The following is a 13,783-nucleotide window of genomic DNA, read 5'->3' as shown; positions in this document are numbered from 1 at the left end:
TGTTATGCGCGACCCAGTTGTTCTTCAAGAAGTGAAAGCAACGCTTGCACTTCTGACCGAACGCTCGCCAGGGCGCGCGATAGAAGTGCGGGTTCCTCCCTATGCCGCGGTGCAATGCGGTGATGGCCCCACGCATACGCGAGGAACTCCAGCTAATGTGATTGAGATGGATGCCCAGACCTGGCTCGCACTCGCACATGGAGAGCGCACCTGGGCCGATGCAATGGCAGCAGGTTTGATTATTGCCTCAGGTGTTCGAGCAGACCTCACTTCACTTCTACCGCTTAAGATTGCGCCATGAGCCGGCGCCCAGATGGATTGTTAAATCACAATCTTCTCGATGCTGACCTTGGACCACAAGATGCCTGTGGTGTTTTTGGAGTATGGGCACCGGGTGAAGAGGTAGCAAAGCTCACCTTCTATGGTTTGTATGCACTTCAACATCGCGGACAAGAATCAGCAGGTATCGCAACATCTGATGGTGAAAGAATCTTGATTTATAAGGATATGGGTCTTGTTTCCCAGGTATTTACTGAGACCGATCTCGCTTCACTTGTTGGCAATCTTGCTATTGGTCATTGTCGTTACAGCACAACCGGATCTAGTACCTGGGTAAATGCCCAGCCCACACTTCGACCAACGAAGTATGGAACGTTAGCTCTTGCACATAATGGAAATCTGACAAATACCGGCTCACTTGCAGAGATCGTGCAAAAGTTAGAGACAAACCTTTCAAAGAATGAACGCGGTGCCACAACAGATACTGAAATTATGACCGCCCTGATTGGTCTGCAAGATGAGAAAAATGTGGAAGCCAGTGCACTTGCAGTCTTGCCAAAACTTGAAGGTGCTTTCTCACTCGTCTTTATGGATGAACACACCTTGTATGCAGCACGTGATCGCCATGGTGTTCGACCACTTGTAATTGGCAAACTCGAACGCGGTTGGGTAGTTGCATCTGAATCTGCCGCCCTGGATATTGTTGGTGCTGCATTTGTTCGAGAAGTTGAACCCGGTGAATTTCTTGCAATCAATGAAGATGGAATTCGCTCGCAGATGTGGGCAACTCCTGATCCCAAAGGTTGCATCTTTGAATACGTCTATCTAGCTCGTCCTGACACAACAATTGCTGGCCAGGGTATTCACGCTGTGCGCGGACGTATTGGTCAGCGCTTAGCCATCGAGGCTCCAGTCGATGCTGATCTAGTTATTCCAGTTCCTGAATCTGGAACACCAGCAGCAATTGGTTATGCAAAGCAATCTGGAATTCCCTATGGCCTTGGCCTGGTGAAAAACTCCTATGTGGGGCGAACATTTATTCAGCCATCACAGACAATTCGCCAGCTTGGAATTCGATTAAAACTTAATCCACTTCGCGAAATCATTGAAGGTAAGCGCATCATCGTTGTCGATGACTCAATTGTCCGTGGAAATACCCAACGCGCACTTGTTCGCATGTTGCGCGAAGCGGGAGCCCTGGAAATCCATGTGCGCATCTCTTCCCCACCTGTGAAATGGCCCTGCTTCTATGGAATTGATTTTGCTACCCGCGCCGAACTCATTGCTAGCGGCTTAGAAGTCGAAGAAATTCGCCGCTCCATCGGCGCCGATTCACTGGCCTATGTCTCTGAAGCAGGCCTGATTGAAGCCACAAATGTCGCCGAAGATAAGTTATGTACTGCATGTTTTTCTGGTAACTATCCCATCGCAATTCCAACAGATATGTCTGAAGGAAAGATGCGCCTAGAAATCACAGAGGTTCATAAGTAGTGGCAACATATAAAGATGCTGGTGTTGATATTGATGCTGGAGATCGCGCAGTTGAATTAATGAAGGCATCCATTGCGCGCGCTTCGCGCCCAGAGGTAATGGGTGGCATTGGCGGATTTGCTGGACTCTTCGATGCATCTGCGCTCAAAGGCATGAAGCAGCCACTTCTTGCAACATCGACAGATGGCGTTGGGACAAAAACTGAGATTGCTCGCCAATTAGGAAAGTACGACACCATTGGTGAAGACCTAGTTGCGATGGTTGTTGATGACCTTGTTGTCTGCGGGGCAGAACCCCTATTTATGACTGACTACATCGCAGTTGGCAAAGTAATTCCCGAACGAATTGCAGATATCGTTGCCGGAATAGCACGCGGATGCCAGAAGTCAGGAACTGCCCTCATCGGCGGTGAAACCGCTGAACACCCTGGCCTACTTGATGAAGATGAGTTTGATATTGCAGGCGCGGCAACCGGTGTGGTCGATGCCGAGAAACAATTAAGTGCCGAGCGAGTTAAAAGTGGAGATTTGATTATCGCAATGCCGGCAAGTGGCTTTCATGCAAATGGGTATTCACTGATTCGCCACATTCTGAGCTCACAGAAACTTGATCTCAATAAGAAATATGAAGGATTACCTGCCACGCTAGGAGAAGTCCTGCTGAATCCTACTGAAATTTACACACTTGATTGTTTAGCGCTGATTAAGGCTCAAGGAGAAAAGCTACGCACTTTTAGCCACATCACTGGTGGGGGAATAGCCGATAACACTGCGCGCGTTATTCCGGCTGGGTTACGTGCGCGATATGACCGTTCTACTTGGTCGCTACCGATAGCAACACGGTTTTTAGCAGAATCTGCATCGGTGCCCCAAGCAGATATGGAACGCACCTGGAATTGTGGCATTGGCATGAGCGCCATCGTTGATCCAACCATTGGTGACCTGGTTATTCGCTCGCTCGCAGCTCGTGGAATGTCGGCCTGGATTGCGGGAATCGTTGAGCCTGCTCAAGATAATGATGCCCCACGTTCATACTTGGTCTCTGAGTACAAAGGATAAATTCAATGGCAAGTAAGTCAAAGATGGCCCGTCAACAACAAGTGAAGAAAAGTAAGAACGTTAATTTCTACATCATTGCGATTCCGGTTCTTGGATTTCTCATCAAGTTAATCACGATGATTAACACCCCTAATGGTGGGTGGCTTGGCGCAGATGGTGAAAATTACTTCAGCGGCGTTGATGGACTTCTTGCAGATGGTTATCTATCGGATAAGAGCATTCTTTCCTACTGGCCAGCCGGATATCCCATACTGCTGTGGGGCTTAGCGAAGATATCAGTCACACAAATAATTTGGCTCATTTCAATTACGCAGACCCTCTTCTATGCCTATGCCAGCTACTACTTTGTTAAGCAACTTCGCGATACTAAATTGCGCCCTTATCTATTTCTCATCGGAATCATTCTCGCCATTAATCCCACTCTTTCCCTAAGTTCGATGGCAGTGGGTTATGAGAGCCCTATTGCAGCATGCATGTTGATGGTTGTGGGTCTGATTATCAAATCTTTGCAGAGTCCTAATGATCGCCGTTTGGTAATTCGAGTTCTAGGCGTGGGTGGCTTTTCAGCCCTTGCAACATTTATGCAACCGCGTTGGCTTCTGACCTCAATTGTTATCGCAGTGGTGTGGGCGCTGATGTCTAAGAGCCGCAAAGTGCAGGCCCTAATTCTTGTGGGCGTTATTGGAGTAATGGCAATTGCGCCAGCAATCCTTATTCAACGCAACATTGCATCTATTGATAAAGCTGTCATCTCAACAAACTTAGGTGTGACCATGAGGATTGGTGCTGGTCCACAAACAACGGGTGGATATTCCCATACTGGCCCAGATGTGCCATGTGATCCAGTTCCACCGGCAACAACGGTTTCAGATAACGATGTCGTTAAGTGTGTGATCAAGTGGTATGCCGCAAATCCAGTAAAGGCTGGAAAGCTATTTGTGAAGAAGGGTTGGTACTACTGGACTCCGTGGTCTGGTCCACTTGGAAATGGAACGATGGCGCGCAACCCTTGGCTCAAGGTCAATCCAATTATGGATATCGCACGCGGTAGCCAATCGGGAAATGATCTGGTCTACAAATCTGTCGGCAAAGGTATTTCATTCTTCTGGGTAGTCGGCTGCATCTCACTCTTCTTTATTGGTTTCTTCTGGCTGCGTTCCATGAAGGGCATCTATGCCAATATCGCCTGGCTCACCGGTATCCCGGTCGTCATCTCTTGGCTCATCTCCATGGGCACCATTGGAGATCACCGTTTCCGTATCCCGACAATGTCTTTGAGCCTGTTCTTACAGGTAATGGGCTACTTCGCCCTGCGCCACAAGGCTAAAACGCGCTCATTTGCGGTGGCTTTGGAGTCAAGTGCCAAGGCGCGATAACCTACGCGTCTGACACGCTAGATATTCGTAAGGAGGTCGCCCATGGGTCGCGGCCGTGCAAAAGCAAAGCAGACCAAAGTCGCTCGCGATTTAAAGTACAACTCTCAGGAGATGGACCTCGATCGCCTTGCCAAAGAACTTCATGGCGATACTCCGAGCCAGCAAAATCAAGAGGATGACGATCCGTTTGCTGAAGGAAATTACATCCCTCGCGCATAAGTAGTTTTTCTACATAGACTCTTCTATGTGAGACCAACACCGTATGTCGCATCCCTGCGCATCTACGAACCTCTTTCCGCATTTGATTCCCTCGACCGTCTTCGTTGGCAGAGCATTGATGCAAATACCGATACTCGCAAAGAAGAGCAAGCGCTCGCACTTCGCCGACTAGTATTTCCAGAACCACCAGCAGGTCGCCCCGATGGTGCGCATGTATTAGATATCAAAGACATTCGATATGTATCACCATGGTCAACTGCAACCCGTTGCTGGGCAGCACTTGATGACTTTAAAGAATCACTGCCATCCTCAATTACTCCATTTTTTATCTCATCGGCCCTGGAAGAAGTAATCACAACAGGTGTAGATCTCATTGAAGATCGAGTTCCGCATATCATCACCGAGACATGGGTAATCCCACCGCGCTGGTTCTCACTTTTTACGCCAGAAGAACGGGTGCGCGGGGAAGATGATGATGGACCATTCTCATTTGCGCGAACAACAATGGCTAAAGCTCGCGAACGCGCAATGAGTTCGCATGAAATTGTCTTGGGTGCATTTGGCCAAGGCCCAGTTGAAGGAGAGATAGAGAATTTACTCGATTGGCTCGAACTCTTTCACCCAGAGTCACTGGTGGAGTTAGATTACGGAGGCTTGGCCGCATACCTTGATACTTCACTTCGAGCACAAGGTAAAGATGGTCTTGATGACGATACTTCGATCGAAGATGTTGCGCACAGTTTGTCTGGATTGGCAGCAGCCGACGGCTCCATCGCCGGACAAGGCTATGAAAAGCTTGTTTCGCGCTGGAGATTGGTGCAAGGGTTCGAATCAGCAACCTAATCTTCATATTTCGGTAAGAAGTTCGGTATTGCCACCAGCGTGGTGGTGGGGAATACTTCGCGACATAACGGCCCAAATCGGACACTCGAATAAGGCCAAGTTTTTTGGAGGAAATACATGAGTCGTCTGCCTGATGCAGAAGTGCTTCTGACTCCGCGCGAGGTTGCCGACTTATTTGGCGTTGATCCCAAGACCGTTACTCGTTGGGCGAAAGCCGGAAAACTCACTTCGATTCGCACGCTAGGTGGACATCGCAGATATCGTAAATCTGAAGTCGATGATCTTCGCCAAAATTACTTCAAGGCACAGAATTAGCTAACCATTTACTTTATGAGTTATTCAATCGCGCAATTTTTCTTATTAGGTTTTCTCACCTTCGCACTCGTTGGTCTGATTACGCCACCAATCAGATATCTTGCGCTGCGCTTTGATGCCGTTGATGCACCGACACTTGAACGTAAGGCGCAGAAAGAACCCGTTCCATATTTAGGTGGAGTAGCCATTGCTATTGGAATTATTTCTGCATCCTACGGTGCTCTCATTGCAACTGATTTCTCACTGGCAGCTCTCAAACTGGCTAGCTCGGTATTAGTTCCAGCAATTGCAATTTCAGCGATGGGTTTATGGGATGACTTACGTGGTTTAGCTCCATGGCCACGGCTAGTTGCGCAGACATTTACCGGAATCATCGTTGCCGTCATTCTTACCGTCACCGACACGATGGGTTTTGCCTTCAGTAATCACATCGTCAATTACGCAATCACAGTGCTCTGGATAGTTGGCGTCTGTAACTCCATTAATTTCTTTGATAATCATGATGGCGGGGCCGCCGGCACAGTTGCCGTCATTACCTTCTTCCTCTTCTTTATCGCCTATGACCGCCAGCAGGTGCTGGTGAGCGCCCTTGCGATTGTGACCGCCGGTGCCACAGCTGGATTTCTCATCTGGAATCGCACTCCAGCAAAGATTTATATGGGCGACGCCGGCTCACTCTTTCTAGGCATCATCGTTTCGGTGTTAACAATTCGTTTAAGCCCAGGAGTTATTCCTACCTATAAGTCACTCGCTATTCCGCTATTTCTTATGGCAACGCCCATTCTTGATACAACAGTGGCAGTAACATCGCGTCTTTATCGCGGCATCTCACCTTTCCAAGGAGGCCGTGATCACCTTTCTCATCGCCTAATGCGCGTCGGCCTTAATCGTCGCATCACCGCATTTACCTTGTGGGCCTTTGCTGGCTTTTATGGATTTGTTGCTCTCGCGATCTATATCTGGCCCGATACGTGGGGCACGCAAGTGATTGTCCTAGGCGCCATTGCATGGGTGGCACAGTTGATTTATTTCTTAAGAATTCCTTCTGAGGGGTAGACTGCGAACATGTCAGATAAAAACGAAGATATGAAAGCAAAAATGCTTGCTGCCCTAGAAGCGAAGAAGAATAAGAAGGGCGCACCTGGTTCCCAGACTCACTCTGAATCAGGATCAAAGATTCGCGGTGGACAACGCAGTGGTGGGGCACCTCAGGTGCAACGAAAAGCAGGCCCTTCTGGTTCAGGTTCTGCAGGTTAATAAAGAAAAATAGAAGTGGCTCGGGACAGGATCGAACTGTCGACCTCACGATTTTCAGTCGCGCGCTCGTACCAACTGAGCTACCGAGCCATTATTTAGTTTTAGTTATCACGTTGCGGCAGTACTTTAAAAAAAGAAGAGAGCGTGTGGACACTCTCTTCTTTCGCGACCCGGACGGGACTTGAACCCGCGACCTCCGCCGTGACAGGGCGGCGCGCTAACCAACTGCGCTACCGGGCCTTGATAAATCAAAGCCTTTACTTCGTACTGCTTCTTGCCTCTTGTGCCCCCAACGGGATTCGAACCCGTGTTACCGCCGTGAAAGGGCGATGTCCTAGGCCCCTAGACGATGGGGACGTTTGAGGCTCGCAAATCGTACCGGCTTACGGGTGCACGACCAAACTCGATTAAAAAGCCCCTATAAATATGGGATTTAGAGCAGTGACCACTGCACTGTGACAGAGACAGTGACATCTTGTTCGCCAAGATCAACGACTGTCGCATCTGATTCTGCTTTTGCAACTGCCATCACTGGAATGTAAGGAGTTGGCGCAGAGTTTTCTACCAGGTAATTAACTTTCCCAAGTTTTACACCTAGAAGTGATGCATATGATGCTGCTTTTGCACGAGCATTTTTGACTGCAACTGTGCGAGCCGCCGTTGCCGCCTTTGTGTTATCTAGCACAAAAGGAGTAGCGCCATTGAGTTGAAGGCTATCGCCACCAGCGGAAACTATTGCATCAATGACATCGCCGGCAGTAGCTGCCGCTCGCACAGTAATTGTCAATGATTGCGATGCACGGTATCCCACGAGAACAGTGGTGTTGTTATCGTATTTGTATTCTGGATATACCGAAACACTTGTACTTGCAATGTCTTTCTTATCAATTTTGGCCAAAGTCAGAGCAGCGCGGACCGCAGCAGAAGTCTTCGCTGTTGCCGCCAGAGCTTCTTTGCTAGTCGTAGCAATATTTGTAGAAGTCGCGTTGATGCGCACTGCATCGGGAACAACCTTGACACTGCCTTGTGAACTAATGGTGATATATCGAGTGGCGGCGGCATTGGCAGATGGAACTACTAAAGCTGCAATGGCTAGTGTTAACACGGCAAGAGTTGAGATACGGCTACGAGTTGTCATGACTCTATTATCCCTTACTTCTTGTGGGGTGCGTTATAGATTCCTGTGTGATCTCGGAGCATTCGCTCTAATGAGAAGTATGTATGTGCTCGCTCTCTGCCTGCGGCGCCCAACTGATTTCGTAACTGCGAATCAGCGGCTAATTCAATGACACGCGCTGCCATAGCGCTAGCAGTGGGGGCGGTAAGAAAGCCTGTCTTTGAATCTTCGACGATATCTGAAATAGAACCGACAGCTGGAGCAACAATTGGTAACCCAGCTTGTGCCCCTTGGATCAGTGTCAGTGGGATTCCCTCGTTGTCACTTGTCAGAATTGCAATATCACTAGCTGCAAATAGTTGGTCAATATCTTTGCGCCACCCTAAGAAAGTTATCGGTAGTTTCTTCGCAGTAGCTCGCGCACGAGAGCTTTCAAATAACTCTCCCTCACCGGCCACCAAAAAGTGCACGGCCACGTTCTGTTTTGCAATCTCGGCGGCAACATCGACTAGCCGGTCAGGTCTTTTAATCTGTGTGAGTCGACCGACAAATGTGCAATAAATAGTTGCGGGATCAAGTTCTAACTCTTTACGTAGTTCGGCCCTTTCGAACCTCTTTGGCTCCGGTAATCCAGGAAAGAAGACGCTGTATTGCGCTGGCTTGCCAATACCGGCAGCTAGCAGGTCGTTCTTCACCACCGTGCCGATTGCTATTAAGTGGTGGGTGCGCCCAGCAAGTGCTTTCTCGATTGCAATAACTAATTGGGTTTTCCATCCAGAAAAATATCCGTGCAGTAGGTGGCCATGAAATGTGTGAATTCGTATTGCGCCTTGGCCCGCAATCATTGAGGCAAGCCGGCCCAGGACGCCAGCTTTCGCAGTATGAGTATGAATTACATCAGGCTGAATTTTCTTGATCATTGCAACCAGACCGATAAATGCTCTGAGGTCAGTCACTAGTGATATTGATCTACCAAGGCCGGCAATCCGAGTTGCCTTGATATCTGTGGCTACTTCTTCCAAATAATCTGCTTCATTGACATCGCAATAGCCGGTGACAAGCACTTGCTCAAACTTGGATGCATCAAGGCCTCGCATTAATTCGGCCACGATGACGGCAGGTCCACCCACATTCATGCGGGCGATAATCTGCATCACTTTTATGCGCTCGGCCATGTGGTTATCTTCTCGCAAAAAGGCTGGATAATTGAACTCATGAGCAGCGGGCAATTCGTATCTGAGTGCACAGCAGATGCAATTACGCGCGCTGCCCAGCAACTCAAAGCGGGTTCACTGGTCGCACTACCGACAGAGACTGTCTATGGGCTGGGCGCCGATGCTACAAATGCTGCTGCCGTTGCCAGAATTTATGAAGCAAAGGGACGTCCTGCCGATCACCCGCTGATTGTGCATGTGAGTGAAATGGCAGATATCTCTGAATGGGCCGATGAAATCCCGGAATATGCAATTTCACTGGGACGTAAATATTGGCCAGGACCCATGACACTTATCTTCATACGTTCATCACTAGCGCAGGATTTTATTACTGGGGGACAAGACAGCATCGGGCTACGCGTCCCAGACCATGTTGTGGCACTTGCGCTGCTTGCAGAATTTAAGGAGCTTGGCGGTAAAGGTATTGCCGCCCCGAGCGCTAATCGCTTTGGACATGTCTCACCAACATCTGCAGCAGCTGTCAACGCCGAACTTGCAGACTATCTAGTTGACGGTGATCTCATTCTTGATGGCGGCCCATCGCAGGTCGGCGTTGAATCAACAATCATTGATTGCACGGGTATTGCTCCAAGAATTTTAAGACCTGGTGCAATCACGGCAGAGATGATTGAGCAGGTAACTGGATTACACCTTGAAGAATCCGAGACAGATATTCGAGTAAGTGGATCACTTGAAAATCATTACTCACCGGAAGCCAGAGTGGCACTTGATTGCCAGCCACAACCAGGTGATGGATTTATTGCACTTGCAAGTGTTCACACACCGCAGGGTGTTGTTCGCTTGGCATCACCTGCAAACAATGAAGAGTTTGCGCGCGTTCTTTATGCCGCGCTACGAAGTGCAGATGAGCGCTCATTAACCCGTGTTGTTGTGCACCAGCCAGCAGGAGATGACATCTCAGTAGCCATCCGCGACCGATTACTGCGTGCCAGCCGCGGTCGCTAAGGTGATAAAGTTCAGCTTCTAGCGCGCAGTTGGCGCTAGTTGTATGTGGGGCCTATAGCTCAGCCGGTAGAGCAACGGACTTTTAATCCGTGGGTCGACAGTTCGAGCCTGTCTGGGCCCACTCTTAAGTAAAGTCACACCATGAACACCCCCGTGCAGCGTCAGAGTTCTTGGATCCCTGCATACATCACACTAGGAATTGTCTGGGGCTGTTCCTTTATCTTCATCAAGTTAGGTCTTGAATTCTTGACACCCTTCGGAGTCGCCTTTGTGCGCTGCGCACTAGGCGCACTGGCACTTCTCACCTATGCAAAGTTAAGAGGAATCTCCCTACCTAAAGATCGCATGGTGCGATTTCATCTGTGGGTTGTTGCAATCTTTATTAACGTCATTCCTGGAATTTTCTTTGCACTTGCTGAAACCGCAGTGACCTCAATTTTGGCAGGAATCATCAATGCCGTGACACCATTGATGACAATCATTGCAATTTTGGTTATCAACCGAGAGGAAAAACCGAAGCCATCACAACTGCTGGGTCTATTACTTGGATTTCTTGGAGTCCTTACCGTTCTGGGTGCATGGAGAGGCCTCGGTGATAATCCGCTCTGGGCAATACTTGCCTTACTCCTTGCCGTCAGTTGCTATGGAATTTCATTTCCTTACACCCGCAAATATGTAATTCCACTTAAGATTCAAACCGAGTCCCTCATGGCTATGCAGCTCACGTTGGCTGCCTTCACACTCTTACCTTTCTTTCTTTTCGATGGAATTTCTAAGTACGAATATCGAATTGGACCAGTACTGGCAATGATTGGCCTGGGTGTCTTTGGCAGTGGCTTTGCCTACTTATGGAACTACAAAGTAATGCAACTAGCTGGTAGCGCGATTGCAAGCTCAGTTACTTACCTGACTCCACTAGTTGCAATTATCGTGGGAATCATCTTTCTCAACGAATCAATTACCTGGAATGAGCCGGTGGGCGCGCTCATTGTTTTGTTTGGTGCAGCAATTGCGCAGGAGAGAATTTCGTTAGGAAAGCGTAAAACCGACCGGTAATTCAAGGCGATGAGTCGCAAGCAACACTTCATTTTTTAAAATCGATTCAGTTTTGTCATCAGCCACAATAATTCCACCAGAGAGAATGACTGCCCGCTCACAGAGTTCGTGGGCATAGGGAAGATCGTGGGTCACCATCACGATAGTGACATCGAGTGAGCGCAAGATGTCTGCAAGTTCACGGCGACTAGCTGGGTCAAGATTTGAAGATGGTTCATCCATCACCAAGATTTCTGGTTTCATGGCGAGCACCGTGGCAACAGCAACTCGTCTGCGTTGTCCAAAGGAGAGATGGTGTGGTGGGCGATCTTTAAATTCGCTCATACCGACTAAATTCAGCGCATAGTCAACTACTGCATCAAGTTCGGCTCCGCGCACGCCCATGTTGTAGGGACCAAAAGCAACATCTTCACCGACGGTAGGCATAAATAATTGGTCATCTGGATCTTGAAAAACAATCCCTACTTTTGAGCGGACTGCCCGGATGGATTCCTTATTTTTTGAATCTACTTTCTCACCTGCGATAAATACTTCGCCCTGCATTGTCTGGTGGATGCCATTCATATGCAGAACAAGGGTTGTCTTTCCGGCGCCATTAGGACCAAGTAGAGCTACCCGCTCACCCTTTTCAACGCGGAGATTTACACCATAGAGAGCCTGATTGCCATCAGGGTAAGCAAATGCCAAATTGTTAATCAATAAACTTGGTTGATTGCTCATGTTTTAACCAATCATCCTGACAAAGATAGATGTAATTAAGGCGAAGGTAGGAATAGTAAGGGCTGTTAACCATGCTCGGGCACCGACAGATTTCACTTCCGTATGTGGTAGCTCGCCATCAAATCCACGAGAGAGCATGGCAAGGTGTACTCGTTCTCCTCGTTCATAGGAACGAATAAAGAGCGCAGCAGCCGAAGTGGCGATTACTTTCCAATGTTTCACGCCAGTTGCATCAAAGCCGCGTGATTGACGAGCGATTTTCATCCGCTCCATCTCGTCGCTGATCACATTTACATATCGCAACATGAAGGAAGCAATCTGAACCATGATTGTTGGCAGGCGAAGTCGCTCGAGCCCTCGTAAAATCTCGCGAGCTGTTGTGGTCGTAGAGAGAATGACGGCACTTAAAACACCTAAAGTTCCCTTGGCAACGATTGAGAGACCGGCAAGTAGCCCTTCACGATAGAGATTAAATGGACCTAATTCAAAGCGTTCGCCGGTGCCGAAGAAGGGCATGAGCACGGCAAAGAATATAAATGGGACTTCGATTAGTGCGCGCTTGGAGAGAGTGAAGATTGAGATCTTCCCAGCTGTTGCCGCCGCAATAACCAACGCTAAGAAGATAACAAAAGCGGGCCAGTAGGTAATGGGGGTGGATACAACAACTAGAACGAAGAGAAGTACTGCAATTATTTTTAGATGTGACGGCAGCGAGTGAGCCACAGAGTGACGGTGAATATAAAGGCGCTCACCTACATCATGGCCGTGGTGATGGCCGTGTGAGTGAACCTGACTTTTTTCGGAAGTTGAAGTGTTTATCTACTCGCGCCGTTCTTGCGTCGCAAGACCAAGAAAAGTCCAGTTGAAACTCCAGCAGTGGCGATTACGCCAATTACTCCTGCGGCACCAGTTGAAAGGCGTTCATTTTCAATACCTTTGACGCCGTAGTCAGCTAGCAGCCCATCTGCATTCGTATGCTCCTTAGCGCTATCCAGGAATCCGATATCTTCAGCAACCTTTTCAAGCCCATCTGGGTTCGAGGAGGCATAGTTTGAAACGACGCCTGCTAAAAAGAGTGAGAGCACAAATCCAGCGATGAGGAATTTACTTTGTTTATTCATTCTTTCACTCTCGTTTCTAGAAGTTGAGTGGATCCTTTATATCCGTAGACCAAGTCAGAGCGACTTGCCATAACGGCTCCGACGGCGAGTGCGGAGATAACGCCTTCGCCAATTCCAATCAGAACATGGGTACCAATCATTGCGGTAAGGACTTGTGTGATTGAAAACGTTGCTGTTCCGCCAATTGCATACTGAAGAACAAATCCGGCGGCAGCACATGGCACCGAGATCAATCCGGCGACAAAGGCTGCAATTGAAATCGATGATTTATTTTTTGGAAGAATTTTCTTCACCAGAACGAAGATTGCGTAGCCAACCCAGACTCCGATGAGTGACATGTTAAAGACGCTCAAACCAAGTGCGGTCAGCCCGCCGTCTGCGAAGAGCAGAGCTTGCATCACCAGCACGACTGTCAGCGCGAGCGAGGCAACCCAAGGTCCGACCAGAATCGCAGCCAGTGCGCCTCCGAGTAAGTGGCCACTTGTTCCAGCAGCAACGGGAAAATTGAGCATCTGTACGGCGAAGATAAAGGTCGCGGTAAGGCCAGCAAGTGGCGCAGTCTTCTCATCAAGGCTTGACTTGGCGCCTTTGAGGGAGAGTGCCACTCCGGCGGCGGCGATGCCGGCAAAAGCAACAGAGGTAGGGATATCGATGAATCCATCAGGGATATGCATGGGTTGAGCCTCCTAGATGCAAACGATTTGCAACAGGAAAAGGTTAATGGAGAATTTACCGTTGTGCCAGTCGAAAT

The 13,783-nt window shown here is 48.8% G+C and carries 17 protein-coding genes and 4 tRNA genes; 12 read left to right on the top strand and 9 right to left on the bottom strand.

Annotated features, from left to right (window positions below; genetic code table 11):
- Positions 1-4: 4 nt before the first annotated feature.
- The 9 genes from A1sIA79_RS06240 (at position 5) to A1sIA79_RS06200 (ending at position 6,838) form a co-directional block, all read left to right on the top strand.
- The gene (locus tag A1sIA79_RS06240) at positions 5-301 is read left to right on the top strand and encodes a sterol carrier family protein (protein WP_095675326.1); all 297 of its coding nucleotides are present in this window, start codon (positions 5-7) and stop codon (positions 299-301) included.
- Positions 298-1,770 carry an amidophosphoribosyltransferase gene (purF, locus tag A1sIA79_RS06235; RefSeq protein ID WP_095675325.1) on the top strand — a complete coding sequence of 491 codons (1,473 nt, stop codon included), beginning with the start codon at positions 298-300 and terminating at the stop codon, positions 1,768-1,770. Before A1sIA79_RS06240 ends, purF begins: the two co-directional genes overlap by 4 nt.
- Positions 1,770-2,828: a phosphoribosylformylglycinamidine cyclo-ligase gene (gene purM, locus A1sIA79_RS06230; protein WP_095675324.1), complete on the top strand. Its 1,059-nt coding sequence runs from the start codon at positions 1,770-1,772 to the stop codon at positions 2,826-2,828. The genes purF and purM overlap by 1 nt, the downstream gene beginning before the upstream one ends.
- Positions 2,829-2,833: 5 nt before the next feature.
- Positions 2,834-4,204 carry a hypothetical protein gene (locus A1sIA79_RS06225; RefSeq protein WP_095675323.1) on the top strand — a complete coding sequence of 457 codons (1,371 nt, stop codon included), beginning with the start codon at positions 2,834-2,836 and terminating at the stop codon, positions 4,202-4,204.
- Between the two features lie 42 nt (positions 4,205-4,246).
- On the top strand, positions 4,247-4,423 hold the full coding sequence (locus tag A1sIA79_RS06220) for a DUF3073 domain-containing protein (RefSeq protein WP_095675322.1): 177 nt from the start codon (positions 4,247-4,249) through the stop codon (positions 4,421-4,423).
- A 27-nt stretch (positions 4,424-4,450) separates the two neighbouring features.
- A complete protein-coding gene (locus A1sIA79_RS06215; protein ID WP_095675321.1) occupies positions 4,451-5,266 on the top strand; it encodes a DUF8083 family protein in 816 nt (271 codons plus the stop codon).
- Positions 5,267-5,383: 117 nt separating this feature from the next.
- Positions 5,384-5,581 carry a BldC family transcriptional regulator gene (locus tag A1sIA79_RS06210; protein ID WP_095675320.1) on the top strand — a complete coding sequence of 66 codons (198 nt, stop codon included), beginning with the start codon at positions 5,384-5,386 and terminating at the stop codon, positions 5,579-5,581.
- Between the two features lie 15 nt (positions 5,582-5,596).
- Entirely contained in the window at positions 5,597-6,637 is a 1,041-nt protein-coding gene (locus A1sIA79_RS06205) for an MraY family glycosyltransferase (RefSeq protein WP_095675319.1), read from the top strand.
- A gap of 9 nt (positions 6,638-6,646) precedes the next feature.
- Positions 6,647-6,838, top strand: coding sequence for a DUF5302 family protein (locus A1sIA79_RS06200; RefSeq protein WP_095675318.1), 192 nt, complete (start codon positions 6,647-6,649; stop codon positions 6,836-6,838).
- 16 nt (positions 6,839-6,854) lie between these two features.
- On the opposite strand, the gene A1sIA79_RS06195 is transcribed toward A1sIA79_RS06200, so the two are convergent.
- The 5 genes from A1sIA79_RS06195 to A1sIA79_RS06175 form a co-directional block, all read right to left on the bottom strand.
- A tRNA-Phe gene (locus A1sIA79_RS06195) sits at positions 6,855-6,928 on the bottom strand.
- Between the two features lie 76 nt (positions 6,929-7,004).
- Positions 7,005-7,078 (bottom strand) — tRNA-Asp (locus tag A1sIA79_RS06190).
- Positions 7,079-7,122: 44 nt separating this feature from the next.
- A tRNA-Glu gene (locus A1sIA79_RS06185) sits at positions 7,123-7,195 on the bottom strand.
- A 76-nt stretch (positions 7,196-7,271) separates the two neighbouring features.
- Entirely contained in the window at positions 7,272-7,976 is a 705-nt protein-coding gene (locus tag A1sIA79_RS06180; RefSeq protein ID WP_095675317.1) for an SIMPL domain-containing protein, read from the bottom strand.
- 14 nt (positions 7,977-7,990) lie between these two features.
- Positions 7,991-9,130 (bottom strand): glycosyltransferase, encoded by a 1,140-nt coding sequence (locus tag A1sIA79_RS06175; RefSeq protein WP_095675316.1) that lies wholly within the window; start codon positions 9,128-9,130, stop codon positions 7,991-7,993.
- Positions 9,131-9,169: 39 nt separating this feature from the next.
- Between A1sIA79_RS06175 and A1sIA79_RS06170 the strand changes: the two genes are divergently transcribed.
- From A1sIA79_RS06170 to A1sIA79_RS06160, 3 genes are all read left to right on the top strand, one after another.
- Entirely contained in the window at positions 9,170-10,135 is a 966-nt protein-coding gene (locus A1sIA79_RS06170; protein WP_190277051.1) for an L-threonylcarbamoyladenylate synthase, read from the top strand.
- Between the two features lie 48 nt (positions 10,136-10,183).
- A tRNA-Lys gene (locus tag A1sIA79_RS06165) sits at positions 10,184-10,256 on the top strand.
- 20 nt (positions 10,257-10,276) lie between these two features.
- A complete protein-coding gene (locus A1sIA79_RS06160; RefSeq protein WP_095675314.1) occupies positions 10,277-11,191 on the top strand; it encodes a DMT family transporter in 915 nt (304 codons plus the stop codon).
- Here the strand turns inward: A1sIA79_RS06160 and A1sIA79_RS06155 are convergent.
- From A1sIA79_RS06155 to A1sIA79_RS06140, 4 genes are all read right to left on the bottom strand, one after another.
- Entirely contained in the window at positions 11,165-11,911 is a 747-nt protein-coding gene (locus tag A1sIA79_RS06155; RefSeq protein WP_095675313.1) for an energy-coupling factor ABC transporter ATP-binding protein, read from the bottom strand. The two genes, A1sIA79_RS06160 and A1sIA79_RS06155, sit on opposite strands and share 27 nt — an antisense overlap.
- A gap of 3 nt (positions 11,912-11,914) precedes the next feature.
- Entirely contained in the window at positions 11,915-12,634 is a 720-nt protein-coding gene (gene cbiQ, locus A1sIA79_RS06150; RefSeq protein WP_190277050.1) for a cobalt ECF transporter T component CbiQ, read from the bottom strand.
- Positions 12,635-12,726: 92 nt separating this feature from the next.
- Positions 12,727-13,032 carry a PDGLE domain-containing protein gene (locus A1sIA79_RS06145; RefSeq protein ID WP_095675312.1) on the bottom strand — a complete coding sequence of 102 codons (306 nt, stop codon included), beginning with the start codon at positions 13,030-13,032 and terminating at the stop codon, positions 12,727-12,729.
- Entirely contained in the window at positions 13,029-13,706 is a 678-nt protein-coding gene (locus A1sIA79_RS06140; RefSeq protein ID WP_095675311.1) for an energy-coupling factor ABC transporter permease, read from the bottom strand. The genes A1sIA79_RS06145 and A1sIA79_RS06140 overlap by 4 nt, the downstream gene beginning before the upstream one ends.
- Positions 13,707-13,783: the final 77 nt, after the last annotated feature.

The organism is Candidatus Planktophila versatilis, assembly GCF_002288105.1.
GTDB classification, from domain to species: domain Bacteria; phylum Actinomycetota; class Actinomycetes; order Nanopelagicales; family Nanopelagicaceae; genus Planktophila; species Planktophila versatilis.
This window is presented reverse-complemented; position numbering and strand designations above follow the sequence as displayed.

Excerpts from the sequence above, each read along its gene's own strand:
- A1sIA79_RS06140 (WP_095675311.1), bottom strand. The coding sequence starts at position 13,706 with ATGCATATCCCTGATGGATTCATCGATATCCCTACCTCTGTTGCTTTT.
- A1sIA79_RS06175 (WP_095675316.1), bottom strand. The coding sequence starts at position 9,130 with ATGGCCGAGCGCATAAAAGTGATGCAGATTATCGCCCGCATGAATGTG.
- A1sIA79_RS06240 (WP_095675326.1), top strand. The coding sequence starts at position 5 with ATGCGCGACCCAGTTGTTCTTCAAGAAGTGAAAGCAACGCTTGCACTT.
- purF (WP_095675325.1), top strand. The coding sequence starts at position 298 with ATGAGCCGGCGCCCAGATGGATTGTTAAATCACAATCTTCTCGATGCT.
- A1sIA79_RS06200 (WP_095675318.1), top strand. The coding sequence starts at position 6,647 with ATGTCAGATAAAAACGAAGATATGAAAGCAAAAATGCTTGCTGCCCTA.
- A1sIA79_RS06225 (WP_095675323.1), top strand. The coding sequence starts at position 2,834 with ATGGCAAGTAAGTCAAAGATGGCCCGTCAACAACAAGTGAAGAAAAGT.
- A1sIA79_RS06205 (WP_095675319.1), top strand. The coding sequence starts at position 5,597 with ATGAGTTATTCAATCGCGCAATTTTTCTTATTAGGTTTTCTCACCTTC.
- A1sIA79_RS06160 (WP_095675314.1), top strand. The coding sequence starts at position 10,277 with ATGAACACCCCCGTGCAGCGTCAGAGTTCTTGGATCCCTGCATACATC.
- A1sIA79_RS06170 (WP_190277051.1), top strand. The coding sequence starts at position 9,170 with ATGAGCAGCGGGCAATTCGTATCTGAGTGCACAGCAGATGCAATTACG.
- A1sIA79_RS06210 (WP_095675320.1), top strand. The coding sequence starts at position 5,384 with ATGAGTCGTCTGCCTGATGCAGAAGTGCTTCTGACTCCGCGCGAGGTT.
- A1sIA79_RS06220 (WP_095675322.1), top strand. The coding sequence starts at position 4,247 with ATGGGTCGCGGCCGTGCAAAAGCAAAGCAGACCAAAGTCGCTCGCGAT.
- A1sIA79_RS06145 (WP_095675312.1), bottom strand. The coding sequence starts at position 13,032 with ATGAATAAACAAAGTAAATTCCTCATCGCTGGATTTGTGCTCTCACTC.
- A1sIA79_RS06155 (WP_095675313.1), bottom strand. The coding sequence starts at position 11,911 with ATGAGCAATCAACCAAGTTTATTGATTAACAATTTGGCATTTGCTTAC.
- A1sIA79_RS06180 (WP_095675317.1), bottom strand. The coding sequence starts at position 7,976 with ATGACAACTCGTAGCCGTATCTCAACTCTTGCCGTGTTAACACTAGCC.